Origin of the sequence: Nocardia sp. NPDC058480 (assembly GCF_042720495.1) — a bacterium.
GTDB lineage: Bacteria > Actinomycetota > Actinomycetes > Mycobacteriales > Mycobacteriaceae > Nocardia.
The window spans coordinates 17,715-39,879 of sequence record NZ_JBHXMN010000015.1; the positions used below are offsets into that span (position 1 = coordinate 17,715).

At 66.6% G+C, this 22,165-nt stretch carries 20 protein-coding genes and 2 tRNA genes; 13 read left to right on the top strand and 9 right to left on the bottom strand.

What is annotated here, in order from left to right:
* Positions 1-255: 255 nt before the first annotated feature.
* The gene (locus ACFWO8_RS26795) at positions 256-903 is read right to left on the bottom strand and encodes a hypothetical protein (RefSeq protein ID WP_378964963.1); all 648 of its coding nucleotides are present in this window, start codon (positions 901-903) and stop codon (positions 256-258) included.
* A gap of 130 nt (positions 904-1,033) precedes the next feature.
* Positions 1,034-2,329: a hypothetical protein gene (locus ACFWO8_RS26800; RefSeq protein ID WP_378964967.1), complete on the bottom strand. Its 1,296-nt coding sequence runs from the start codon at positions 2,327-2,329 to the stop codon at positions 1,034-1,036.
* Between the two features lie 170 nt (positions 2,330-2,499).
* Between ACFWO8_RS26800 and ACFWO8_RS26805 the strand changes: the two genes are divergently transcribed.
* Positions 2,500-2,703: a cold-shock protein gene (locus ACFWO8_RS26805; RefSeq protein WP_378927543.1), complete on the top strand. Its 204-nt coding sequence runs from the start codon at positions 2,500-2,502 to the stop codon at positions 2,701-2,703.
* On the opposite strand, the gene ACFWO8_RS26810 is transcribed toward ACFWO8_RS26805, so the two are convergent.
* Positions 2,700-3,482, bottom strand: a complete 783-nt coding sequence (locus tag ACFWO8_RS26810; RefSeq protein WP_378964978.1) for an MHYT domain-containing protein — start codon at positions 3,480-3,482, stop codon at positions 2,700-2,702. The two genes, ACFWO8_RS26805 and ACFWO8_RS26810, sit on opposite strands and share 4 nt — an antisense overlap.
* Positions 3,483-3,898: 416 nt before the next feature.
* On the opposite strand from ACFWO8_RS26810, the gene ACFWO8_RS26815 reads away from it, so the two are divergent.
* Entirely contained in the window at positions 3,899-4,102 is a 204-nt protein-coding gene (locus ACFWO8_RS26815; RefSeq protein WP_056812000.1) for a cold-shock protein, read from the top strand.
* Between the two features lie 76 nt (positions 4,103-4,178).
* Here the strand turns inward: ACFWO8_RS26815 and ACFWO8_RS26820 are convergent, their stop codons facing one another.
* Positions 4,179-4,982, bottom strand: coding sequence for a DNA polymerase beta superfamily protein (locus ACFWO8_RS26820; RefSeq protein ID WP_378964987.1), 804 nt, complete (start codon positions 4,980-4,982; stop codon positions 4,179-4,181).
* 135 nt (positions 4,983-5,117) lie between these two features.
* On the opposite strand from ACFWO8_RS26820, the gene serA reads away from it, so the two are divergent.
* Together serA and ACFWO8_RS26830 are read left to right on the top strand one after the other, a co-directional pair.
* Positions 5,118-6,716 (top strand): phosphoglycerate dehydrogenase, encoded by a 1,599-nt coding sequence (gene serA / locus ACFWO8_RS26825; protein WP_378964993.1) that lies wholly within the window; start codon positions 5,118-5,120, stop codon positions 6,714-6,716.
* 319 nt (positions 6,717-7,035) lie between these two features.
* Entirely contained in the window at positions 7,036-8,043 is a 1,008-nt protein-coding gene (locus ACFWO8_RS26830; protein ID WP_378965001.1) for a 3-isopropylmalate dehydrogenase, read from the top strand.
* A 155-nt stretch (positions 8,044-8,198) separates the two neighbouring features.
* Here ACFWO8_RS26830 and ACFWO8_RS26835 read toward each other — a convergent pair whose 3' ends face one another.
* Positions 8,199-9,377 carry an MFS transporter gene (locus ACFWO8_RS26835; protein WP_378965506.1) on the bottom strand — a complete coding sequence of 393 codons (1,179 nt, stop codon included), beginning with the start codon at positions 9,375-9,377 and terminating at the stop codon, positions 8,199-8,201.
* Between the two features lie 303 nt (positions 9,378-9,680).
* Between ACFWO8_RS26835 and ACFWO8_RS26840 the strand changes: the two genes are divergently transcribed.
* From ACFWO8_RS26840 to ACFWO8_RS26855, 4 genes are all read left to right on the top strand, one after another.
* A complete protein-coding gene (locus tag ACFWO8_RS26840) occupies positions 9,681-10,454 on the top strand; it encodes a fumarylacetoacetate hydrolase family protein (RefSeq protein WP_378965008.1) in 774 nt (257 codons plus the stop codon).
* A 20-nt stretch (positions 10,455-10,474) separates the two neighbouring features.
* Positions 10,475-11,950, top strand: a complete 1,476-nt coding sequence (gltX, locus tag ACFWO8_RS26845) for a glutamate--tRNA ligase (RefSeq protein ID WP_378965014.1) — start codon at positions 10,475-10,477, stop codon at positions 11,948-11,950.
* Positions 11,951-12,143: 193 nt separating this feature from the next.
* Positions 12,144-12,215 (top strand) — tRNA-Gln (locus tag ACFWO8_RS26850).
* Positions 12,216-12,242: 27 nt separating this feature from the next.
* A tRNA-Glu gene (locus ACFWO8_RS26855) sits at positions 12,243-12,315 on the top strand.
* Positions 12,316-12,366: 51 nt separating this feature from the next.
* On the opposite strand, the gene ACFWO8_RS26860 is transcribed toward ACFWO8_RS26855, so the two are convergent.
* The gene (locus tag ACFWO8_RS26860; protein WP_378965024.1) at positions 12,367-13,068 is read right to left on the bottom strand and encodes an IclR family transcriptional regulator; all 702 of its coding nucleotides are present in this window, start codon (positions 13,066-13,068) and stop codon (positions 12,367-12,369) included.
* A 63-nt stretch (positions 13,069-13,131) separates the two neighbouring features.
* Between ACFWO8_RS26860 and leuC the strand changes: the two genes are divergently transcribed.
* The 3 genes from leuC to ACFWO8_RS26875 all read left to right on the top strand — a co-directional run bounded on the left by leuC (position 13,132) and on the right by ACFWO8_RS26875 (position 16,004).
* Positions 13,132-14,556 carry a 3-isopropylmalate dehydratase large subunit gene (gene leuC / locus ACFWO8_RS26865; protein WP_378965034.1) on the top strand — a complete coding sequence of 475 codons (1,425 nt, stop codon included), beginning with the start codon at positions 13,132-13,134 and terminating at the stop codon, positions 14,554-14,556.
* Positions 14,557-14,591: 35 nt separating this feature from the next.
* Positions 14,592-15,200 (top strand): 3-isopropylmalate dehydratase small subunit, encoded by a 609-nt coding sequence (leuD, locus tag ACFWO8_RS26870; RefSeq protein WP_378965041.1) that lies wholly within the window; start codon positions 14,592-14,594, stop codon positions 15,198-15,200.
* A 156-nt stretch (positions 15,201-15,356) separates the two neighbouring features.
* Positions 15,357-16,004, top strand: coding sequence for an HU family DNA-binding protein (locus tag ACFWO8_RS26875; protein WP_056811975.1), 648 nt, complete (start codon positions 15,357-15,359; stop codon positions 16,002-16,004).
* 122 nt (positions 16,005-16,126) lie between these two features.
* Here ACFWO8_RS26875 and ACFWO8_RS26880 read toward each other — a convergent pair whose 3' ends face one another.
* The 3 genes from ACFWO8_RS26880 to cofC form a co-directional block, all read right to left on the bottom strand.
* Positions 16,127-17,074, bottom strand: a complete 948-nt coding sequence (locus ACFWO8_RS26880; RefSeq protein ID WP_378965050.1) for an NUDIX domain-containing protein — start codon at positions 17,072-17,074, stop codon at positions 16,127-16,129.
* On the bottom strand, positions 17,071-19,239 hold the full coding sequence (locus ACFWO8_RS26885) for an RNA degradosome polyphosphate kinase (protein WP_378965054.1): 2,169 nt from the start codon (positions 19,237-19,239) through the stop codon (positions 17,071-17,073). The genes ACFWO8_RS26880 and ACFWO8_RS26885 overlap by 4 nt, the downstream gene beginning before the upstream one ends.
* Positions 19,240-19,311: 72 nt before the next feature.
* Positions 19,312-19,983: a 2-phospho-L-lactate guanylyltransferase gene (cofC, locus tag ACFWO8_RS26890; protein WP_378965061.1), complete on the bottom strand. Its 672-nt coding sequence runs from the start codon at positions 19,981-19,983 to the stop codon at positions 19,312-19,314.
* A 31-nt stretch (positions 19,984-20,014) separates the two neighbouring features.
* Here cofC and ACFWO8_RS26895 point away from each other — a divergent pair, with 31 nt between their 5' ends.
* Positions 20,015-21,010 (top strand): NAD(P)H-dependent glycerol-3-phosphate dehydrogenase, encoded by a 996-nt coding sequence (locus ACFWO8_RS26895; protein WP_378965069.1) that lies wholly within the window; start codon positions 20,015-20,017, stop codon positions 21,008-21,010.
* Positions 21,011-21,054: 44 nt separating this feature from the next.
* Complete coding sequence (locus ACFWO8_RS26900; protein ID WP_378965073.1) at positions 21,055-22,146, top strand: D-alanine--D-alanine ligase family protein; 1,092 nt, start codon at positions 21,055-21,057, stop codon at positions 22,144-22,146.
* Positions 22,147-22,165 lie beyond the last annotated feature (19 nt).

Below are 22,165 nucleotides of genomic sequence, written 5' to 3' on the forward strand. Positions count from 1 at the left end.
TGGACCAATTACATCCGCGCAAGATGAGCCAGGACATCGTTCATTCGCCCAAGTCCATACGTGAGCGTCTCAGGATCGCTGGAGTGCGCCCGCAGGGACCTCGGAGTCCACAGCGGGGAACTCCCGGCGGGGGACGGGGCGTGGGTTGCCCCAGAACGTGCTGCTGGGATCTAGCGGTGACCCGCAGGCAGGGGCTTGATCGTCCGCCGCGGTCGTGACGCCTTCGGTGGGTGTATCGGCAGGACTTCGGATGCTCTAGCCCTCGGTCTGGCGGACTTTGATGGCGTCGCGGGAGATGTACACGTCGTACTCGCCGGGGGTGGCTATGACGGCATTGCCATAAGCGGAGCGGATGAAAGGGGATGTATACCAGCGGTTTTCGTTCATGTCTTCGAAGAAGTCGCGGTCGCCGCCGTTGAGGAAGGTGTGGTCTTGGGTGGGGGATTTGCCGTCGAGGCGCTGGCCGAACAGGCGGCTGATCTTGTAGCCGGAGTGGAAGCCGAGGGCGTTGACCCAGGGTTCGAGTTCGACGATGTTGGACTGTAGGGCAAACAGGTCGCCCTCGACGCGATGGGTTGTCGGCTGGCCCGCGGTTCCGTCTTCGTCGAATTGGGTGAGGACGATGTCGAGTTGGTGTTCTTGGCCCGCAACGGGTTTGGCGACTACGTGCGCGGCTTTGATTTCGCCGGTGAGGCCGAGGTAGGTCTGCAGGAGGGTGGCGATCCAGAGTAGGAGGACCGCGACCAGGAGCAGGGCCGCGCCGGGGACCGCGCGGCCGAGCACGGCCTTGGGTCCGCGGCGGCGGGTGGCGGCCAGTGCGGCCATGACCAGGAGGGCGACGGCGAGGGCGATCATGGCCAGGAGACCGACCTGGGCGAACCCGAAGGACACCGGGAAACTCATGATGTGGGTATACCCCGAAAACATCTGCGGCAGGCGCTGTCTCGAAGTTCCAGGGCGGGGAATTCGATCAGGAGGGGTGACCGTCGAGAAGTATCGGGGCCGGCGTTTTCGGAATAGGGGTGGGAATCGACTAGGGGCTGACGATCTTCGGCGGTGCGGCGCGGAGGCGCATCAGGGTCGCGACGGCAATCGTGCAGCCGAGGGCGACGACTATCGCGACCAGGCCGGGGCCAACGCCGCGATCCACGTCCGCGGTGCGGTACCAGGATGACGAATAGGCGAGGTGTCCGAAACTGCTGTCGCTCAAGGCGACTCCGATCGAGGGCACGAACAGGGTCGCCAGGCCGACGGTCCCGGACGTAGGGCTCTGCGGAACCGAAGTGCCGAGGCAGTACCCGGCGACCGCGCCGAGGGCGAGGCAGCCGAGGGCGGCGGCGAGCGTGGCGTGTGGGGCGAAGACATCGACGGCGAGAACGAAGCAGGCCAGGGCGAGCACGCTCGCCGCGGCCACCACCGGACGTGGTGTGCGCATGCCGATCAGTAGGCCGGCGGCGGTGGCAGCGAGGGTGGCGAGGTCGATCCAGCCCGAGCGCGGCAGCGTGATGACGAGACTGCCCGCGACGGAGAAACTGCTCATCAGCAGGACCAGAATGCCGTCGCGTCCCGGCAGGATCAGCGCGGCGGCGATCGCGGCCGCGATGGCGACGATCGAGGCGACGATCAGATAGGGGGCGCTGGTCTTGTGGGATGCCACGGCGAGCGCGGTGAGGATGGTTGTCGTGAAGGCGACAACGGCGGCGAACACCGGCGCCAGCGGGATGGCGGTTTCGATGGTCGAGCGCGGCGGGACCGCGGTGGTGAGCGCGAAGTAGGCGAGTGCGAGCACGGTGGCCCCGATGAACCAGAGGGGCAGTGCGCCGCCGAGTGCGCCGCTGAAACCGTCGGAGTTCGGGTCGGTGGGGGACTGGGTCAGGTCGCCGAGAATGGTGCCGCCGAGCGCGCCGAACAGGTAGACGGTTCGCAGCAGCCGTTCGTTCCAGACCGCCACCGCCAGCGCCCCGACGACAATGCCCGCGAGCAGAGCGTCGATGAAGTTCAAGGTGGGCAGCGACAGACTGTCGAGGTGACCGTCGGTGCTGTCCGGGATGAAGGCCAGATGGTTCGCCAAGATGCCGACCAGGGCGAGTAGCGCGGTCCAGCGGGCCGTTCGCACGCTGCCGATGGCCACGGTGACGGCGGCGGTGATCACCGCCATGAACGCGGCACCGGTCATCGCCCGCGGAACGTTGAACACCAGCAGGTCGACATGCAGCGACGCGGCCAACGAGGCGAAACTGATCGGCAGCATGATCGCGAGCGCCGCAACCGAGGTGGCGACGAAGATCGTGACGGTTTCGGCCGTGCAGCGAACGGTCGAAGGCTGCACCGAATCCCCGTTCTCGCGGCTGACCGGGTCCGGGCGGACCGTGTCCGGAGCATAGCCATTTCGTCGCAGCCCGATCGGCTCCTCGAACCGAATGCCGTTCGTGTCGCGGGCACCGGCGTGCGACGATTGACGAATCAGGCTGGTGGGCACAGGAGTCGGAAGGTCGGTTGATGCCAAGCGGGGTCGTGACCTGGTTCGACAGCGGCAAGGGTTTCGGATTCATCACCCCCGACGCCGGTGGACCCGACGTGTTCGTGGAGTACACCGCGCTGATCGGCGAGGGATTCCGCACGCTGCGCGACGGTCAGCGCGTGGAATACACCGTCACCGAGACTCGGCGCGGACCCGAAGCACACGATGTGCAGGCGGGTTAGTTCTGCCCGCTCGGCCAGAAGCGGCTCGCGTTCTGATTGTGGACCGGGCGGGTGAGGTTGGGGTCCTCGGCTTCGGTGATGCCGACCTGCATCAGCAGGATCATGGTCACCATGCTGATGCCGATGATCAGCGGAGTGAGCAGCTGGGCGGCGGTGGCGCCGCTGGCATGGGCAACGTGGGCGCTGGTGTGCGCGCTCATCGAGAACATGCCGACGTAGTGCATGCCGGTGACGGCCACGCCCATCAGCAGGGCAGCGCCCATGGTGGCGACGATTCCGTGGATGTGCAGGGCGAACCACAGCGCCGCGATCGAGGCGACCACCGCGATGGCGAGCGACGCGGCGACCACGACGGGGTCGTAGATGATCTCGGCGTCGGTTTTCATCGCGTACATGCCCGCGTAGTGCATGGCACCGACGCCGAGCCCGGTGATCGTGCCGCCGACCGGTAACGCGGCGCTGTCCCAGCTGCGGCGCACCACGATGGACAATCCGAGCCACACCACACCCATGGCGACAGCGGCGCTGAACAAGGTGACGGGAACGTTGTAGCGGATGGTCACGCCGCGTACCGAAAAACCGAGCATCGCGATGAAATGCATGACCCAGATACCGGTGCCACCGAGTGCGATCGCGGCCGCGGTGAGCCAGCCGCCGTGCATGCCCGAAGCGCGCGAGCGAACCATGCAACGCAGCGCCAGCATCGACCCGATGACCGACATGGCATAGGCCAGCAGGGGGGTCACCCAGCCGTAAGTGAAATGGTTGATATCCAGCACCGTCTGCTCCTAGCGTGATTTCCGGCGAGGCGTGCGATCCCTCACGAACTCGGAAAATACGCTGGTAGGGAATTTGCCGTACTAGGTTTCTCGAAAATGTATAGGGTTGCTGACGGTGGCGCGTCACTATTGCGTAGAGTTCTCGATGGTGAAGCGTGCCAGTCGGTTTGATGCGCCTGTCCAGCTAATCCGGCATCCTTGGAGCAACTATCTCGGCATACGCCGAGCATCCACCCGATAGCGGGCTGCGTCACGTCCGTGGCAGCACCGGTCGGCAGTATCCGGGGGTTGCCTTCCTCACAGTTCGCACACTTTGCACGGTGGGATGTGGCCGAATTCGTCGGATCATGGCATGGTGGACACCGAGACCAGGACCGGACTATTAGGACCTAGCTCATCTACAGAAGGTTTTTGAAATGGCACAGGGTGTTGTTAAGTGGTTCAACGGCGAAAAGGGCTTCGGCTTCATCGCCCAAGACGGAGGCGGCCCGGACGTCTTCGTTCACTACTCCGCCATCGGCGGCTCGGGCTTCAAGTCCCTCGAAGAGGGTCAGCGCGTGGAGTTCGAGGTCGGTCAGGGTCAGAAGGGCCCCCAGGCTCAGGACGTTCGCGCCATCTGATTCTGCGCTGACCAGCGTACGAATGTGAAGCTCCGCACCGGATGGTGCGGAGTTTCTGCTATCTCAGGGCCTTTTGCTATCTCAGCGCTTCGGCGCGGAAGAACTCGCCCGTGATCGCCATCGACGCGGTGAGATCACGCGGCCCGCGGGAGTCGAATGCCGTGGTGGCCCGCTCGAATTCGGCGTCGATGAACGCCGTGATCAGCGCGGGCGGTGCGGCCGAGCCCATCTCTCTGGTCTTCGACTTGAGATCTGTCAGCTCGGTGATCGCCGACACCAGGTCGGACGGCAGCTCGCACTCGGCGAGCAGCGTCGGCAGGTGCATCGGCGCTACCGCGGCGCCGGGATGCTCACGCAGCCAGCGCAGCGCCATCGCGGGTCGCAGCGCGTAGAACACCTTCTTCAAGCCGCCGTTGCGCTCGAACAGCGCCCACTGGCGCGCGCCGAGGTGCAGGTAGTGCCGGGCGATCCGGTCGCGATCGGCCACCTCCGTGGCCACCTCGCGCAGCCGGGTACGAAACGCCTCGTCGCCGCGGTAGACGATCGGCGACATCAACCATTCGACGAGCACCGCGTTGCCCGCCACTAGCAGGCGCAGCGCTTTCGCCAGATCCCACCCGTTCACGTCGAGCAGACCGATCAGCGGTGTTTCGATCACATCGCGGGTGCGCCACGGGGACAGATAGGTATCCAGGCCTGCCACGTAGACGAAACGGCAGTCGTAGTCGGAGTCCGGCGAGGGGAAACCCCAAGCACGGCTGCCGCTTTCGATAGCGAGACGGATGGACACGTTGTGCTCGGCCGCCACCTTGTCGAGCTCTGCGTCGACCGCGGCCACCACAGCCGGGTCCATCGATTCGGGGACGGTGCGCAATGACATGTGGTGATGTTAGAGGCGTCGGTGCGCAGGGTTCACCCGGTTTTCGGGCAGGGGGGTAAGGGCAGCCGAAGTTCGGGCGACTATTCTGGTTCGCGGTAACTGCCGACCCCCTTTCTTCCCCAGGAGTACCCCACAGTGAGCCAAGCAGGCCGTCCTGTAGTTCTGATCGCCGACAAGCTCGCCCAGTCGACCGTCGACGCACTCGGTGACGGTGTCGAGGTTCGCTGGGTCGACGGACCCGACCGCCCGGCGCTGCTCGCCGCGGTCCCCGAGGCCGACGCGATTCTCGTGCGCTCCGCCACCACCGTCGACGCCGAGGTGCTCGACGCGGGCAAGAAGCTGCAGATCGTCGCCCGTGCCGGTGTCGGCCTCGACAATGTCGACGTGCCCGCCGCCACCGAGCGTGGCGTGATGGTCGTCAACGCGCCGACCTCCAACATCCACACCGCCGCCGAGCACGCTGTCACGCTGCTGCTCTCGGCCGCGCGGCAGATCCCGGCCGCCGACGCGACCCTGCGTGAGAAGACCTGGAAGCGCAGCAAGTTCAACGGTGTCGAGATCCTCGGCAAGACCGTCGGCGTCATCGGCCTCGGCCGGATCGGCCAGCTGTTCGCGCAGCGTCTCGCCGCCTTCGAGACCAAGATCGTCGCGTACGACCCCTACACCTCGCCCGCTCGCGCCGCCCAGCTCGGCATCGAGCTGCTGACCCTGGACGAGGTGCTCGAGCGCGCCGACTTCATCTCGATCCACCTGCCGAAGACGCCCGAGACCAAGGGCATGCTCAACGCCGAGACCCTGGCCAAGACCAAGCCGGGCGTCATCATCGTCAACGCCGCGCGCGGTGGCCTGATCGACGAGCAGGCGCTCGCCGACGCCATCAAGTCCGGCCACGTGCGTGCCGCCGGTCTTGACGTGTTCGAGACCGAGCCGTGCACCGACAGCCCGCTGTTCGACCTGCCCGAGGTCGTCGTGACCCCGCACCTGGGCGCCTCCACCTCGGAGGCCCAGGACCGCGCGGGCACCGATGTCGCCAAGTCGGTGCTGCTCGCGCTGGCCGGTGAGTTCGTGCCCGGCGCGGTGAACGTCACCGGTGGCGCGGTCAACGATGTCGTCGCCCCGTGGCTCGACGTGGTGCGCAAGCAGGGTGCCCTGCTCGGCGCCATCGCCAGCGAGCTGCCGGTCAGCGTCGAGGTGCAGGTGCGCGGTGAGCTCGCCTCGCAGGACGTCGCGGTGCTGGAGCTGTCGGCGCTGCGCGGTGTGTTCTCGGCGCTGGTCGAGGACCAGGTCACCTTCGTCAACGCCCCGGCGCTGGCCAAGGAGCGTGGCATCACCGCCACCGTCACCACGGCCACCGAGAGCCCGAACCACCGCAGCGTGGTCGACCTGCGCGCCGTGTTCGGCGACGGTTCGACGCTGAACGTGGCGGGCACGCTGACCGAGCCGAACCTGGTCGAGAAGATCGTCAACATCAACGGCCGCAACTACGACATGCGCGCCGAGGGCCTGAACCTGGCCGTGCTGAACTACAGCGACAAGCCGGGCGCGCTCGGCAAGATCGGCACCAAGCTGGGCGAGGCGGAGATCGACATCCTGGCCGCGCAGCTGAGCCAGGACATCGACGCCGAAGGTGCCACCGTTGTGCTGCGCGTCAACGCCGAGGTCTCGGCCGAGGTGCAGACCGCGATCGCCGAGGCTGTTGGTGCGTCGAAGGTTGTGCTGGTCGATCTGGCTTAAGACTCGAAGCGCCCAGCGTCCCAGGCAGGTTTGACGCTGTGTTTATTGGCGCGCTGGCGCGCGCGTGTCCGCGGCCCCAAGGGGCCGCCGATCAGGGCTCGAGACTAGAGCCTTCGGCTCAGCGCTTTCGAGCCCTGATCGGCGACCCGGCCGCGGACCGGCCACTTCGTGGCCGCCGCTCCCTATGGGTCGCGGGTGCGGGGTTGGGAGTGCGGTCATGGCGGATTGGGGTTTGACGGTGTGGCCGGCTGAGTGTGCGGTCATGGCGGACTCGTTGCGTGGCGGTGGCGGCACGCTTTCCTTTGAACGGAGTTAGTTGATGAAGCTCGCAGTAATCGCCGGTGACGGCATCGGTCCCGAGGTCATCGCCGAGGCGCTCAAGGTGCTCGACGTGGTGTTGCCCGGTGTGCAGAAGACCGAGTACGACCTGGGCGCCGCGCGCTACCACCGCACCGGGGAGATCCTGCCGGAGTCGGTGCTGCCCGAGCTCAAGCAGCACGACGCGATTCTGCTCGGCGCGATCGGCGATCCGTCGGTGCCCAGCGGTGTGCTCGAGCGTGGGCTGCTGCTCAAGACCCGTTTCGCGCTGGATCACCACGTGAACCTGCGTCCGTCGAAGCTGCACGCCGGCGTCACCAGCCCGCTCGCGGGCAACCCGGATATCGACTTCGTGGTGGTGCGTGAGGGCACCGAGGGCCCCTACACCGGCACCGGCGGCGCGATCCGCGTCGGCACGCCGCACGAGGTGGCGACCGAGGTCTCCAACAACACCCGCTTCGGCATCGAGCGCGTGGTGCGCTACGCCTTCGCCACCGCGCAGGCCCGCCGCAAGCACCTCACCCTGGTGCACAAGAACAATGTGCTCGCCTTCGCCGGCTCGCTGTGGCAGCGCACCGTCGACGAGGTCGCCGTCGAGTTCCCCGAGGTGACCACGGCATACCAGCACATCGACGCCGCCACCATCCACATGGTGACCGACCCGGGCCGCTTCGATGTGATCGTCACCGACAACCTGTTCGGCGACATCATCACCGACCTCGCCGCCGCCGTCAGTGGTGGCATCGGTCTGGCCGCCTCGGGCAACATCGACGCCTCGGGCGTCAACCCGTCGATGTTCGAGCCGGTCCACGGCAGTGCCCCCGACATCGCGGGCCAGTCCAAGGCCGACCCGACCGCCGCCATTCTCTCGGTCTCGCTGCTGCTCAACCACCTGGGCAATACCGAGGGCGCGGCCCGTATCGAATCCGCGGTAGCCAAGGACCTGGCCTCGCGCACCGGCGCCGCCTCCACCGTGGAGGTCGGCGACCGCATCGCGGCCATCGTCTGATCCCCTCGCACGCGAAAGGCTCGCTCCGGCTGAATGCTGGAGCGAGCCTTTGTCATCGGCGCGCCGATCGAATCGCGTTCGGCGAGTGGGGGATATAGGTATTCGCCTGTGCCGGAATGCAATTCGCGGGCAGGGCTGGAACCCCTGCCGTGCAGCTACTTTCGGGATCCGCTGGGGACCAACGGCACCGCTGCCACAGCAGCGAGCGCTGCCAAGGCATACACCACGGGGAAGCCGGTCGCTGTGATGACGGCACCGAAAAGTGGTGGGACGGCGGCTATCGCGAGGTTCTGACCGGTGTTCTGGATGCCGAGGCCCCGGCCGCTCCAGAAAGGGCCCGCTATTTCGGCCACGGCCGTGAACGCCAATCCGTTGTCGGACACCGAGATCACCGACGCCGCGACCATCAAGGGGACCGCGGCCCACCACCAGTCGGTCCAGGCGGTGATCGTCAGGGCGGCCATGGCGACGGCGGCGCCGATGGCCACCTGTCGCAGGGGACCGAGGCGGGAGCCGACTCGGTCGGACCAGGCCCCCGCGCCGATTCTTCCTGCGGCGCCGAGGAATTGGGTGACGGTCATCAGCGCGCCCGCGGCGGCCAGTGACCAGCCCAGGTCGACGTGCAGCCACAGCAGACCGAAGGTCCACAGGGTGGCCTGGGGGACGACCAGCAGGATCGAGACACTGTGGATGCGCCACAGCGTGGAGTCGCCGCCGCGGTAGGGGTTGGCTCGGTCGGCCGCCTTCGCGGCTGGTCGCGGTGGGTCGATGATGCCGACCAGGCAGCCGATCGCGGCCACCCCGGCCATCAGCGCGGGCACCAGCATCGCCGCGGGAATGCCATGGTGCGCGGCCACCCAGGGGATGGTGAGCGCGGCGATCCCGACACCGAGCGGTTGCGCGGTCTGGCGGATACCCATGGCCAGTCCACGCCGGTCCGGCGGGAACCAGCCGACGATCACCCGGCCACTGGCGCCGTTGGAGCTGGCAGCGCCGATACCGCCCACGAACAGCAACACTCCGAACGCGACGGGGTTGTCCACCACGGCCGCGGCGACACCTGCCACGAACATCAGCAGCGTGCCCGCCACCAGCACGATGCGTTCGCCGATCCGGTCTACGACGTACCCCCAGGCGATCAGCGTGCAGACCAGACCTACGGTCGGTAGTGCCACCAGCGCACCGGCGGAGGCGAGCGAATCGCCACGAGCGGTGAGCGCGGGCAGCAGGAACGGGGTGCCGTGGATGAAGATCGAACTGGAGGTCTGCGCGAACACGCCGAGCGCGAGCATCAACCAGCGTCTGCCGCTACCGAGCTGCGTCACTTCGACCATCGGCCCCGCGTCTGTCACGATTCTCACCTCGCCGGATTGCACGATTTCATCTCAATATATGAGATTGATGTCTCATTGTTTGAACATCACTGATCACGCTACACCGATGACCCTCCGATGTTGCCCACCGGTGAGGTGTCTGACAGGTCACATCGCCACACACGTGAATCCCGCACGCGGGCAGTGCCTTCGAATCACATCGGTGTGAGCTTGGACGCACTTCGCCCGAGTTGCTATCGAAGGACTCCTGTCGCATCACGGGCGCGTTCGGGCAGGTAGCCCCGTCTCGATAGACTCCGGGGCATGCGCTTAGGTCGAGTTGCCAGTCCCGATGGAGTCGCTTTCGTCAGCATCGAAGGCGACGGTGGCGACGCCGTCGCCAAGGAGATCGCCGAACATCCGTTCGGCTCGCCGACGTTCACCGGGCGGAGCTGGCCGCTGGCCGATATCCGCCTGCTGGCGCCGATCCTGGCGAGCAAAGTGATCTGCATCGGCAAGAACTACGCCGCCCACGCGGCCGAAATGGGTGGCGAGGCACCGGTGGACCCGGTCATCTTCATCAAGCCGAACACCTCGATCATCGGCCCGAACGCATCGATCATCCTGCCGCCCAGCTCTTCTCAGGTCGACTACGAGGGCGAGCTGGCCGTGGTGATCGGCCGTCCGTGCAAGGACGTGTCCGCGGCGAAGGCGTCCGAGGTGATCCTGGGCTACACCATCGCCAACGATGTCACCGCTCGTGATCAGCAGCGCCACGACGGGCAGTGGACCAGGGCCAAGGGCTACGACACGTTCTGCCCGCTCGGCCCGTGGATCGAAACCACGCTGGACCCAAGCGATCTGGAGATCGTCACCGAAGTAGACGGTGAGGTCCGCCAGCGCAGCCGCACTTCGCTGTTCCTGCACGACATTCCGAAGATCATCGAATGGATCAGCTCGGTGATGACCCTGCTGCCCGGTGACGTGATCCTCACCGGCACACCGGAAGGCGTCGGTCCGCTGCGGGCCGGGCAGAACGTGTCGGTCACCGTCGAGGGCATCGGCACCCTCACCAATCCTGTTGCCACCAAGCGCTGATACCGCGAAAGAAGAGAGTCATGACTGAAGTACGGGTCCGTTTCTGCCCGTCGCCGACCGGTACGCCGCACGTCGGCCTGGTGCGCACGGCGCTGTTCAACTGGGCGTACGCGCGCCACCACGGCGGCAAGTTCGTGTTCCGCATCGAAGACACCGATGCCGCACGCGATTCCGAGGATTCCTACCGCGCGCTCCTCGACGCGTTGCGCTGGCTGGGGCTCACCTGGGACGAGGGCCCGGAGGTCGGCGGACCCTACGAGCCCTACCGGCAGTCGCAGCGGCGCGGTCAGCATCTCGACGTGGTACGCAAGCTGCTCGAGGCGGGCGAGGCCTATGAGGCGTTCTCGACGCCGGAGGAAGTCGAGGCCCGTCACCGTGCCGTCGGCCGTGATCCGAAACTCGGTTACGACAATTTCGATCGCGACCTCAGCGCCGAGCAGATCGCGGCGTACAAATCCGAGGGTCGCCCCGCCGTGGTCCGTTTGCGGATGCCCGACGAAGATCTCGGATGGAATGATCTGGTCCGCGGGGAAACTACCTTCAAAGCCGGTACCGTCCCCGATTTCGCCCTCACCCGTGGCAATGGCGACCCGCTCTACACATTGGTGAATCCGGTCGACGACGCGATGATGCGGATCACCCATGTGTTGCGGGGCGAGGATCTGCTCTCCTCGACCCCACGTCAGCTCGCGCTGTATGCCGCGCTGCAGCGTATCGGGGTTGCCGAGTTCACGCCCGAGTTCGGCCATCTGCCGTTCGTCATGGGCCAGGGCAACAAGAAACTGTCCAAGCGCGACCCGGAATCGAATCTGTTTCTGCACCGCGACCGCGGATTCATCCCCGAGGGTTTGCTGAATTACCTCGCTCTGCTCGGCTGGAGTATCGGCGAGGATCGCGATGTGTTCTCCATGCTGGAAATGGTCGCGGCTTTCGATATCTCCTCGGTGAATTCGAATCCGGCCCGCTTCGATCAGAAGAAGGCCGACGCCATCAATGCCGAGCAGATTCGCCTTCTCGAGCCCGGCGATTTCGGTCACCGCTTGCGCGAGTTCCTCACCGCGCAGGGCCACATCGGCGCCGAAATCGACGAGAAGACCTTCCTGGTCGCCGCCGAACTCGTGCAGACCCGCATCGTGGTGCTCGGTGACGCGTGGGACCTGCTGAAGTTCCTGTTCGTCGCGCCCGAGGACTTCGCGATCGACCAGGCGGCCGGCACCAAGAATCTCGGCGCCGAGGCCGATCCGGTGCTCGACGCCGCGATTGCCGCTGTGGAGCCGCTGGGCGAGTGGACCACCCCGGCACTGGAGGAAGCGCTGAAAAAGGCGCTGATCGACGATCTGGGGCTCAAGCCGCGTAAGGCGTTCGCGCCGGTGCGGGTCGCGGTGACGGGCTCGCACATCAGCCCGCCGCTGTACGAGTCGATGGAGCTGCTCGGCCGCGAGGTCTCGCTCGACCGGCTGCGTGCCGCGCGTGGTTGGGCTCCTGCCGCGCAGTAGCCGTGGGGAGCGGGTGCGGCGACTGCGCCGCATCCGCTTCGACAAGGTGTTAAATCGGCCGAAAAGCGGCTTCTGACCAGGCGATTTGTAGTTTACCCCCTAGTGTTTGGTAATCTTCTCATCGCCGCGGAACACGGCCTCGCAACACCGACAACCACTCGGTGGAGATTGCAAGGTCGGGCGTTTCGGTCTTTGGGGTATGGTGTAATTGGCAACACAGCTGTTTCTGGTACAGCCATTCTAGGTTCGAGTCCTGGTACCCCAGCAAGGTTTCACTCTGTGAGATCGTCCTGGCCCCGTCGTCTAGCGGCCTAGGACGCCGCCCTCTCAAGGCGGTAGCGCGGGTTCGAATCCCGTCGGGGCTACAAAGCAAAGTAAGGCTCCCGGTCGAATCCGACCGGGGGCCTTCTTCGTTTCTACAACCGCTTGTGCAGTGCCTCGGCGGCCGCGACCAGATCGGCGGCCCAGCGCGCGCCCGGCCTGCGACCCATCCGATCGATCGGCCCCGATACCGACACGGCGGCCACGATCACCCCGCCCGCATCGCGCACCGGCGCCGAGACACTCGCCACGCCCTGCGCGCGCTCGGCGGCACTCTGCGCCCAGCCGCGCTTGCGTACCTCGGCCAGTGCCCGGTCGCCGAACACCGCGTCGGCCAGGACCGTGCGCTGCAGCTCGGGGTCGGCCCACGCCAGCAACACCTTCGCCGCCGAACCCGCGGTGAGTGGTAGCCGCGAACCGACCGGCACCGTGTCACGCAGGCCGACCGGCGGCTCCAGTGCGGCGACGCAGACGCGCGCGTGCCCGTCGCGGCAGTACAACTGGACGCTCTCGCCGGTGATCTCACGCAGGCGGGGCAGAATGGCACTCGCGGCCTCCACCAGTGGATCGGCCGCCCCCGCCGACAACTCGGTGAGCGCGGGTCCCGGCCGCCACAATCCGTTGCCGTCACGGGCCAGCAGCCGATGCGTCTCCAGCCCGACCGCCAGCCGATGCGCGGTGGCACGTGGCAGGCCGGTGCGGGTGCACAGGTCGTTGAGACCGCAGGGCTCGTCGGCGACGGCGTAGAGCACCGCCACGGCTTTGTCGAGAACACCGATACCGCTATGCTGTCTCATAGAACGATACTAACGTCTCAAATGCTGAGATACCAAGTATGCCCGTCGAAAGGTGATCATGCAATGGCCGAGCGCGCTCGCACACTGGCCGAGAAGGTGTGGGAACAGCACGTCGTCGCCAAAGGCGAAGGCGAAGGTTCCTCCCGCGAACCCGACCTGATCTACATCGATCTGCACCTCGTGCACGAGGTGACCAGCCCGCAGGCCTTCGACGGGCTACGCGCGGCGGGCCGTCCGGTGCGCAGAACCGATCTCACCATCGCCACCGAGGACCACAACGTCCCCACCATCGATATCGACAAGCCGATCGCCGACCCGATCTCGCGCACCCAGGTGGAGACGCTGCGCCGCAACTGTGCCGAATTCGGCGTGCGCTTGCACTCGATGGGCGACGTGGAGCAGGGCATCGTGCACGTCGTCGGTCCGCAGCTGGGTCTCACCCAGCCCGGCATGACCGTCGTCTGCGGTGACAGTCACACCTCCACCCACGGCGCGTTCGGCGCGCTGGCGATGGGCATCGGCACCAGTGAGGTCGAGCACGTGCTCGCCACCCAGACGCTGTCGCTGCGCCCGTTCAAGACGATGGCCATCACCGTCGACGGTGAACTGGCGCACGGCGTCACGAGCAAGGATCTGATCCTGGCCGTGATCGCCCAAATCGGCACCGGCGGCGGCCAGGGCTATGTGCTGGAGTACCGCGGCGAGGCGATCCGCAAGCTGTCGATGGACGCGCGGATGACGATCTGCAACATGTCCATCGAAGCGGGCGCGCGCGCCGGCATGATCGCCCCCGACGAGGTCACCTACGAATTCCTGAAGGGCCGCCCGCACGCGCCGCAGGGAGCCGACTGGGATGCCGCAGTGGCCTCCTGGGACGCGCTGGTCACCGACGAAGGCGCGCAGTTCGACGCCGAGGTCCACATCGACGCGAACACGCTGACCCCGTTCGTCACGTGGGGCACCAATCCCGGCCAGGGCCTGCCGCTGGGCGCGAATGTGCCAGACCCGGCCGAGATCGCCGACGAGAACGAGCGCGAATCCGCCGAGAAGGCCTTGCGCTACATGGACCTGACGCCGGGAATGCCGCTGCGTGAGGTGAGCGTCGACACCGTATTCGTCGGCTCCTGCACCAATGGCCGGATCGAGGATCTGCGCGAGGTCGCCGATGTTTTGAAGGGCCGCCAGGTCGCCGACGGCGTGCGAATGCTGGTTGTACCCGGCTCGATGCGGGTGCGCGCGCAGGCGGAAAAAGAAGGACTCGGCGAGATTTTCACCGCCGCGGGCGCGGAATGGCGGCAGGCGGGCTGCTCGATGTGCCTCGGTATGAATCCCGATCAGCTCGAACCGGGCCAGCGCTGCGCGTCTACCTCGAACCGTAATTTCGAGGGCAGGCAGGGCAAGGGCGGTCGCACGCACCTGGTCTCGCCGCTGGTCGCGGCCGCGACGGCGGTCCGTGGAACCCTGTCCTCGCCCGCTGATCTGGCCTGAGTCACCGATCACCTACAGATCGAAAGGGAATCGTTATGGAAGCCTTCACCGTTCACAAAGGCATCGGTGTGCCGCTGCGCCGGTCCAATGTCGACACCGATCAGATCATCCCCGCCGTTTACCTGAAGCGCGTGACCCGAACGGGTTTCGAGGACGGCTTGTTCGCCGGCTGGCGTACCGATCCGGAGTTCATTCTCAACACCGAGCCGTACAACCGTGGCAGCGTGCTGGTGGCGGGCCCGGATTTCGGCACCGGTTCTTCGCGTGAGCACGCGGTGTGGGCGCTGTCGGACTACGGCTTTCGGGTGGTCATCTCGTCTCGTTTCGCCGACATCTTCCGGGGAAATGCGGGTAAGGGCGGGCTGTTGGCCGCGCAGATGTCACAGAACGATGTCGAAATGCTCTGGAAGCTGATCGAGGAACAGCCCGGCATCGAATTGGTTGTCGACCTGTCCGCACGCACCGTCACGGCGGGAACCGTCGTGTTGCCGTTCGATATTGACGACTACACCCGCTGGCGTCTGCTGGAGGGTTTGGACGACATCGGCCTCACCCTGCGACAGGCCGACGTCATCGGCGAGTTCGAAAAGGGAAGGCCGTCATGGAAACCCGTGACGCTGCCGGAGCCTATTTCGCGGGCGTAATCAGCTGGGGCGCTTAGGGGCGCATCCCGGGCGGCGGTAGCTGGACGTGTGCTAAACCACATGAATTTTGGCGTGGCACATAGACTCTTGCTCAAACTGGGTTTACCGTGGTACCTAGTCGGTCCGACGACGGGCCATTAGTCTGCGGAGGATTCAATGAACAAGGCGGAACTGATCGACGTTCTGACCGAAAAGTTGGGTACGGACAGGCGGACGGCTACCGCGGCTGTCGAGAATGTTGTCGACACCATCGTCCGTGCCGTGCACAAGGGTCAGAGCGTCACCATCACCGGATTCGGTGTGTTCGAACAGCGCAAGCGTGCCCCCCGGGTTGCCCGTAACCCGCGTACCGGTGAAACCGTGAAGGTGAAGGCCACTTCGGTGCCTGCCTTCCGGCCGGGCGCGCAGTTCAAGGCGGTCATCGCGGGTAAGCAGAAGCTGGCCTCGTCCGGGCCTGCCGTCAAGCGAGGCGTGAATGCCCCGGTGGCGGCGAAGAAGGCGGCAGCCAAGAAGACCGCGGCCAAGAAGACCGCGGCCAAGAAGGCGACGCCGTCGAAGGGTCCCGCGAAGACCACGGCCCGCAAGGCCGCCACCAAGGCACCTGCCGCCAAGAAGACCACGGCGGCAAAGAAAGTGACGGCGGCCAAGAAGGCGCCCGCCAAGAAGGTGACGGCGGCCAAGAAGGCGCCTGCCAAGAAGGTCACGGCCGCCAAGACCACGGCGGTCAAGAAGACCACTGCTGCGAAGAAGGCTCCCGCTAAGAAGACTGCTGCCAAGAAGACTGCCGCCCGTCGTGCTCGTTGATCCTGCCGCAGCGGGATCAGGTCGGGGAATGTGCACGTAACGCCGCATCACCCACCACTGGACCGAGAACGGCCCCGGGAATCCCGGGGCCGTTTCGGCTGTTTCGAGCCGGTCCGGGCGACTCAGGTGGTGACGATTGCCGTCGACAGCGAACGGTCCATATGGTTCGCCGCGACCAATCGGTCGCCGACGAACGACAATGCCCAGACGCTGCCCTTGCGATTGCGCGCCGAGGGCAGCGTGAGCCCGCCCTGCTCGGCCAGCCACTGTGTCAGATCGGGAATCACCCCGCCTTGACTACACACGACCGGCACCCCCCGATCCGTTACCAACGACAGAAATCGTTGCCGCGCCGCGCTTTTCGCTGAATCGTAACCTTGCTCGGAAAACATTGGCTCGCAATTGATTTCGGCATCGAGCTGTTCCGCCAACGGGGTCACGGTTTGGACGCAGCGCAGCGGATCGGCGGAATAGATCTCGGATGCGCCGAACGCCAACAGATTCGGCGTCAATCCCTTCGCCTGCTGTTCTCCGGCGGCCTCGAGCGGACGTAACTCGTCGGGTCCGTCGAAGCGGTGGCGCTTGCCCGCCTTGGCGTGGCGCACCAGCAGCACCGTGTTGGTGCGGGCAGGCAGTCGGGCGAAGATCCGGACGATCTGGCGATCCATCGGATACGACAACTGGTCCATCACCTCGGCGAGGGGGAACCAGCGCAACTGGTCGACTTCGTCGTTCACGGCGAAGTCGCCGTCGGCGGCCTCGGCGGCCCAGTAGTCGACCCGCTTGAGCTGACGGTGGCCCGGGATCGGATAGGTGACGTGGCCGAGATAGCGCCCCAGCGTGGCGGGCAGGCCGGTTTCCTCGCCTACCTCGCGCACGGCCGCGACCACCGGGGTCTCGCCGGGATCGAGCTTGCCCTTGGGCAGCGACCAGTCACCGTATTTCGGTCGGTGGATGACGCCGATCTCCGGGCCCGCGGCGCCCGCACGCCACAGAACCGCTCCCGCCGCATGGATGTTGGGCCGTACCCGCGGGTCGCGCAACGACTCGTCCTTGCTCTGTGCGCTCACGGCTGATCGGGGCGACGCAAACGCATCAGGAAGGCTTGGTGATCACGCACCTGGTCGGCCTCGACATCGGTCGGACTGGCCTGCCAGGTCCCGTCCGGCAGCAGGATCCAGCAGCGGGTCGCCGGGTCGAGCGCGGAATCGAACACCTTCGCGAGCTGATCGACGAGCTTGGGATCTTTCACCTGCACCATCACTTCGACGCGGCGGTCGAGATTGCGGTGCATCATGTCGGCGCTGCCGATCCACGTCTGCTCCTGCGCACCGAATTCCATGACCCGCGAATGTTCGAGGAACCGGCCGAGGATCGAGCGCACCTCGATGTTCTCGCTCAGGCCGGGCACGCCGGCGCGCAGGCCGCAGATGCCGCGCACCACGATCTGCACCGGCACGCCCGCCTGGGAGGCGCGGTAGAGCGCGTCGATGATCTGCTCGTCGACGATCGCGTTGGCCTTGATCCGGATCCGGGCAGCGCGACCCTGTCCGGCCAGCTCGATTTCGCGATCGATCCGCTCGATGATGCCCGCGCGCACACCGAGTGGCGCGACCATCAGGTTGCGGTAGTCCTCCTTGCGGGAGTATCCGGTCAGCGAGTTGAACAGGTCGGTGAGATCGGCACCGATTTCCGGTGCGGCGGTGAATAATCCGACGTCCTCGTACAGGCGCGCGGTCTTCGGGTTGTAGTTACCGGTGCCGATGTGGCAGTAGCGGCGGATCGTGGAACCCTCGCGACGCACCACCAGGCAGGTCTTGCAGTGGGTCTTGAGGCCGACCAGGCCGTAGACCACGTGCACGCCCGCCTGTTCCAGTTCGCGCGCCCATTTGATGTTGGCCTGCTCGTCGAAGCGGGCCTTGATCTCGACCAGCGCGACGACCTGCTTGCCCGCCTCGGCGGCCTCGATCAGCGAGTTGATGATGGGGGAGTCACCGGAGGTGCGGTAGAGCGTCTGCTTGATCGCCAGCACCTGCGGGTCGGCCGCGGCCTGTTCGATGAAGCGCTGCACGCTGGTGGAGAAGGAGTCGTAGGGGTGGTGCACCAGCACGTCGCCCTCGCGCAGGGCGGCGAAGACATTGCGCGGGGTCTCGCGCTCACCGAAGGCCGCCGGGGTGGCCGGGACATAGGGCGCGTCTTTGAGTTCGGGGCGGTCGACACCGTAGACCTGCCACAGGCAGGACAGGTCGAGCAGGCCCGGCACCTGGATGACGTCGGCGGGGTCGACCTCCAACTCACGTAGTAGCAACTCCAGCATGTGCTCGGTCATGTCGTCGGAGACCTCGAGGCGCACCGGCTTGCCGAAGCGGCGGCGGGCGAGTTCGCGCTCCATCGCCTGCAGCAGGTCTTCGTCGCGGTCCTCGTCGACCTCGAAATCGGCGTTGCGGGTGATCCGGAACGAATGTGTCTCCACCACGGTGAGACCGGGGAACAACAGGTCGAGGTGGGCGGCGATGAGGTCTTCCATCGGCAGGAACGCCGCGATCGCCGACGGGGCGCCGGTGCGGCGCACGCGCACGAAGCGGTCGACGTTGTCGGGCACCTTCACGCGGGCGAAGTGCTCGCCGCCGGTGCCGGTGTCGCTCACGGTGACGGCGAGGTTGAGGCTCAGACCGGAGATGTAGGGGAACGGGTGCGCCGGGTCGACGGCGAGCGGGGTGAGGACCGGGAACACCTGGTCGGTGAAGTAGTTCGAGAGGCGTTGGCGCTCATCGTCGTCGAGGTCGCTCCAGAGAATGATGTCGATGCCCTCGGCGGCCAGTGCCGGGTTCACCTCGTCGATGAAGACGCGTGCGTGGCGGTCGGCGAGTTCCTGGGCGCGGGCGGTGATCATCTCCAGCTGTTCCGACGGTGAGCGACCGTCGGCCGAGCGCACGGACAGGCCGGTTTCGGCACGGCGTTTCAAGCCGGCCACGCGCACCATGTAGAACTCGTCGAGATTGGACGCGAAGATCGCGAGGAACTTGGCCCGCTCCAGCAACGGCAGCGAGGCGTCTTCGGCAAGGGCGAGGACGCGGGCATTGAAGTCGAGCCAGCTCAACTCGCGGTTGAGGTAGCGATCTCGGGGCAACCGTTGTGACGTCGCGTTACCGCCAGAGGTGATCGCGGCCGCGGGTGGCGGGGAAATCGGGGGCAGTTGCTTGATGGTTTCCGTATCGCTCACGGGATCAATCATCCCTCGAGGAAGGGGCACCGCGCATCACGACATCGCACGGATCGTTGCGTCCGGTCCGCAGGTGGCGATCAGCTAGCACACAGTGCGAACGGGATCACTTCTGTGCGGCGAGAATCCGAATTCGCGCAGGGTCGACGCGGTGAATTCGCCGACTCCGAGCGCGCGGACGATGTCGAGATCCTCGGGGGTGTCGACATCGCGGCGCAGGCCGGGCCAGTGCCCGAGCAGTGGCGCGGCACCACCGTCGCGGTGTGCGTGCGCGGAATCGGCACCGAAGCGGGGCGACAGCGGCGCGGCGGTATCGCGGACCAGCAATGCGGCGGTGCCGGTGCCCGTGTGATCGATCACCACCGATCGAGTGCCGACGGCGACGGCGAGTACGTCGGCGAGCTCGGACGGGCGCAGGGCGGGCAGGTCCGCCTGCAGCGCGAGCAGGTGGGCAGGGCCGTGGCGATCGCGCACGTCGGCGGCGCCGGCGGCGAGCGCGGTATTGAGCGGATCGTCACCGGCCGGGGGTTCATCGAGCACGTGCGCGCCGAGCTCGCGGGCGCGGGCGGCGACCAGCGGATCGGGGGTGACCACGGTCAGCGACAACAGCTCGGGCACAGCGGTAGCGGCCACCACGGTGTCGGTGAACATGGCCAGCACGAGCTGGGCGCGCTGCTCGGTGCTCAGCATGCTCGCCAGCCTGCTCTTGGCCCGGCCGATGTGTTTGACCGCCATTACGGCGTGCACGGTGTGCATGGCTCCGATCCTTGCATGGCATATTGGGCTGATGACGAGGGCGGCGGTTATGGGTGCGGGGTCGTGGGGTACGGCGTTCGCGAAGGTGTTGGCCGATGCGGGGACCGACGTGACGATCTGGGCCAGGCGGGCCGAGGTCGCGCAGGCGCTCGACACCGAGCACCGCAATCCGTTCTACCTGCCCGGCGTGCAGTTGCCGCCGGTGCGGGGGACCGATGATCATCGGGTCGCGCTGGACGGCGCGGATCTGGTGGTGCTCGCGGTGCCATCGCAGTCGTTGCGGGCGAATCTGGATCTGTGGAAGGGCGATATCGGGTCCGACGCCACGTTGTTGAGTGTGGCCAAGGGGATCGAGACCGGAACGCTGTTGCGGATGAGTCAGGTGATCGCGGAGGTCACCGGGGCCGAGCCGGGGCGCATCGCGGTGCTGTCGGGCCCGAATCTGGCGCACGAGATCGTGGAACGTCAGCCCGCGGCGACGGTGATCGCGTGCACCGATACCGAGCGTGCCGGGGTCGTGCAGCGGGCGTGTGCCACCGGGTATTTCCGGCCGTACACCAATACCGATGTGATCGGCTGCGAGATCGGTGGTGCGTGCAAGAACGTCATCGCGCTCGCGTGCGGCATCGCCTCGGGAATGGGTCTGGGCGACAACTCGGTCGCGAGTCTGATCACGCGCGGGCTCGCCGAGGTGATGCGGCTCGGTGTGGCGCTGGGTGCCCAGCCGGTGACGCTGGCCGGGCTCGCGGGTGTCGGCGATCTGGTGGCTACCTGTACCTCGCCGTTGTCGCGCAACCGGTCCTTCGGGTTCGCGCTCGGTGCCGGTGGCACGATGGCCGCCGCGCAGGAAGCGACTAATGGGCAGGTGGCCGAAGGTGTGAAGTCGTGCACATCGGTGCGGGCCCTGGCCGCCGAACACGGAGTGGAGATGCCGCTCACCGACGCGGTGCACAAGGTGTGCCATGAGGGGCTATCGGTGAGCGAGGCGGTCGGCAGCCTGCTCGGCAGGCGGATCAAGCCCGAATAAGGGCGATAGCGCCATGGCGGCGAGAACCTACTACGGTGACGTTCATGACGGAACGGATCAGGGTAGCTGTGGTGTTCGGCGGGCGCAGCAGCGAGCACGCCGTCTCGTGCGTGTCGGCGAGCAGTGTGCTGCGCAACCTCGATCCGACGCGCTACGAGGTGGTGCCGATCGGCATCACCCCCACCGGCGGCTGGGTGCTGGCCGACGGGATCGGCGAATTGGCGCTGAGCCACGGTGTGCAGCCGCAGGTCGACGCGTCGGGGACCGCCCTCACACTGGCCGCTGACCCCGGCCGCTCGGGTGCGCTGGTGGCGCTCGACTCGAGCGTCGTGCTGGGCAACATCGATGTCGTGTTCCCGATCCTGCACGGTCCCTTCGGTGAGGACGGCACGCTGCAGGGCATGCTCGAATTGGCCGGGATTCCCTATGTCGGCGCGGGCGTGCTGGCCAGCGCGGCGGGCATGGACAAGGAGTTCACCAAGAAATTGCTGGCCGCCGAATCGTTGCCCGTCGGCGTGCAAGTTGTGTTGCGCCCAGGCGTCGAAACCCTGTCCGACGCGGACCGGGCCCGGATCGGCCTGCCTGCCTTCGTGAAGCCCGCGCGCGGTGGTTCCTCGATCGGCATCACCAAGATCACCGACTGGGCCGATCTCGGTGCGGCCATCGCCGCCGCCCGCGCGCACGACCCCAAGGTGATCATCGAAGCGGGCATCGTCGGACGCGAAGTCGAGTGTGGCGTACTGGAATTCGCCGACGGTGAGGTACGGGGCAGCGTCGTCTCCGAGATCCGGATGCCCGATGCCGACGCGGCCGCGCCCGAGTTCTACGACTTCGCCACCAAATACCTCGACGACGTGTGCGAATTCGATGTGCCCGCCAAGCTCGACGACGATGTCGCCGACGAGATCCGTGAGCTGTCGGTGCGGGCGTTCCGTGCGCTGGACTGCCAGGGACTGGCCCGGGTCGACTTCTTCGTCACCGAGAACGGCCCGGTGATCAACGAGATCAACACGATGCCCGGCTTCACACCGATCTCGCAGTACCCGCGGATGTGGGAAGCCACCGGCATCGACTACCCGACGCTGGTGTCGACGCTGATCGAGACGGCGGTCGCGCGCGGAACCGGGCTGCGGTAGCAGTTCTGTTCGGCCGCAG

Coding starts and splice junctions, on each gene's coding strand:
- ACFWO8_RS26840 (WP_378965008.1), top strand. CDS start 9,681: ATGCGCTTAGGTCGAGTTGCCAGTCCCGATGGAGTCGCTTTCGTCAGC.
- ACFWO8_RS26795 (WP_378964963.1), bottom strand. CDS start 903: ATGAGTTTCCCGGTGTCCTTCGGGTTCGCCCAGGTCGGTCTCCTGGCC.
- ACFWO8_RS26805 (WP_378927543.1), top strand. CDS start 2,500: ATGCCAAGCGGGGTCGTGACCTGGTTCGACAGCGGCAAGGGTTTCGGA.
- ACFWO8_RS26815 (WP_056812000.1), top strand. CDS start 3,899: ATGGCACAGGGTGTTGTTAAGTGGTTCAACGGCGAAAAGGGCTTCGGC.
- ACFWO8_RS26895 (WP_378965069.1), top strand. CDS start 20,015: ATGACGAGGGCGGCGGTTATGGGTGCGGGGTCGTGGGGTACGGCGTTC.
- leuD (WP_378965041.1), top strand. CDS start 14,592: ATGGAAGCCTTCACCGTTCACAAAGGCATCGGTGTGCCGCTGCGCCGG.
- ACFWO8_RS26875 (WP_056811975.1), top strand. CDS start 15,357: ATGAACAAGGCGGAACTGATCGACGTTCTGACCGAAAAGTTGGGTACG.
- cofC (WP_378965061.1), bottom strand. CDS start 19,983: ATGCACACCGTGCACGCCGTAATGGCGGTCAAACACATCGGCCGGGCC.
- ACFWO8_RS26830 (WP_378965001.1), top strand. CDS start 7,036: ATGAAGCTCGCAGTAATCGCCGGTGACGGCATCGGTCCCGAGGTCATC.
- gltX (WP_378965014.1), top strand. CDS start 10,475: ATGACTGAAGTACGGGTCCGTTTCTGCCCGTCGCCGACCGGTACGCCG.
- ACFWO8_RS26900 (WP_378965073.1), top strand. CDS start 21,055: ATGACGGAACGGATCAGGGTAGCTGTGGTGTTCGGCGGGCGCAGCAGC.
- ACFWO8_RS26860 (WP_378965024.1), bottom strand. CDS start 13,068: ATGAGACAGCATAGCGGTATCGGTGTTCTCGACAAAGCCGTGGCGGTG.
- ACFWO8_RS26885 (WP_378965054.1), bottom strand. CDS start 19,239: ATGATTGATCCCGTGAGCGATACGGAAACCATCAAGCAACTGCCCCCG.
- ACFWO8_RS26835 (WP_378965506.1), bottom strand. CDS start 9,377: ATGGTCGAAGTGACGCAGCTCGGTAGCGGCAGACGCTGGTTGATGCTC.
- leuC (WP_378965034.1), top strand. CDS start 13,132: ATGGCCGAGCGCGCTCGCACACTGGCCGAGAAGGTGTGGGAACAGCAC.
- ACFWO8_RS26820 (WP_378964987.1), bottom strand. CDS start 4,982: ATGTCATTGCGCACCGTCCCCGAATCGATGGACCCGGCTGTGGTGGCC.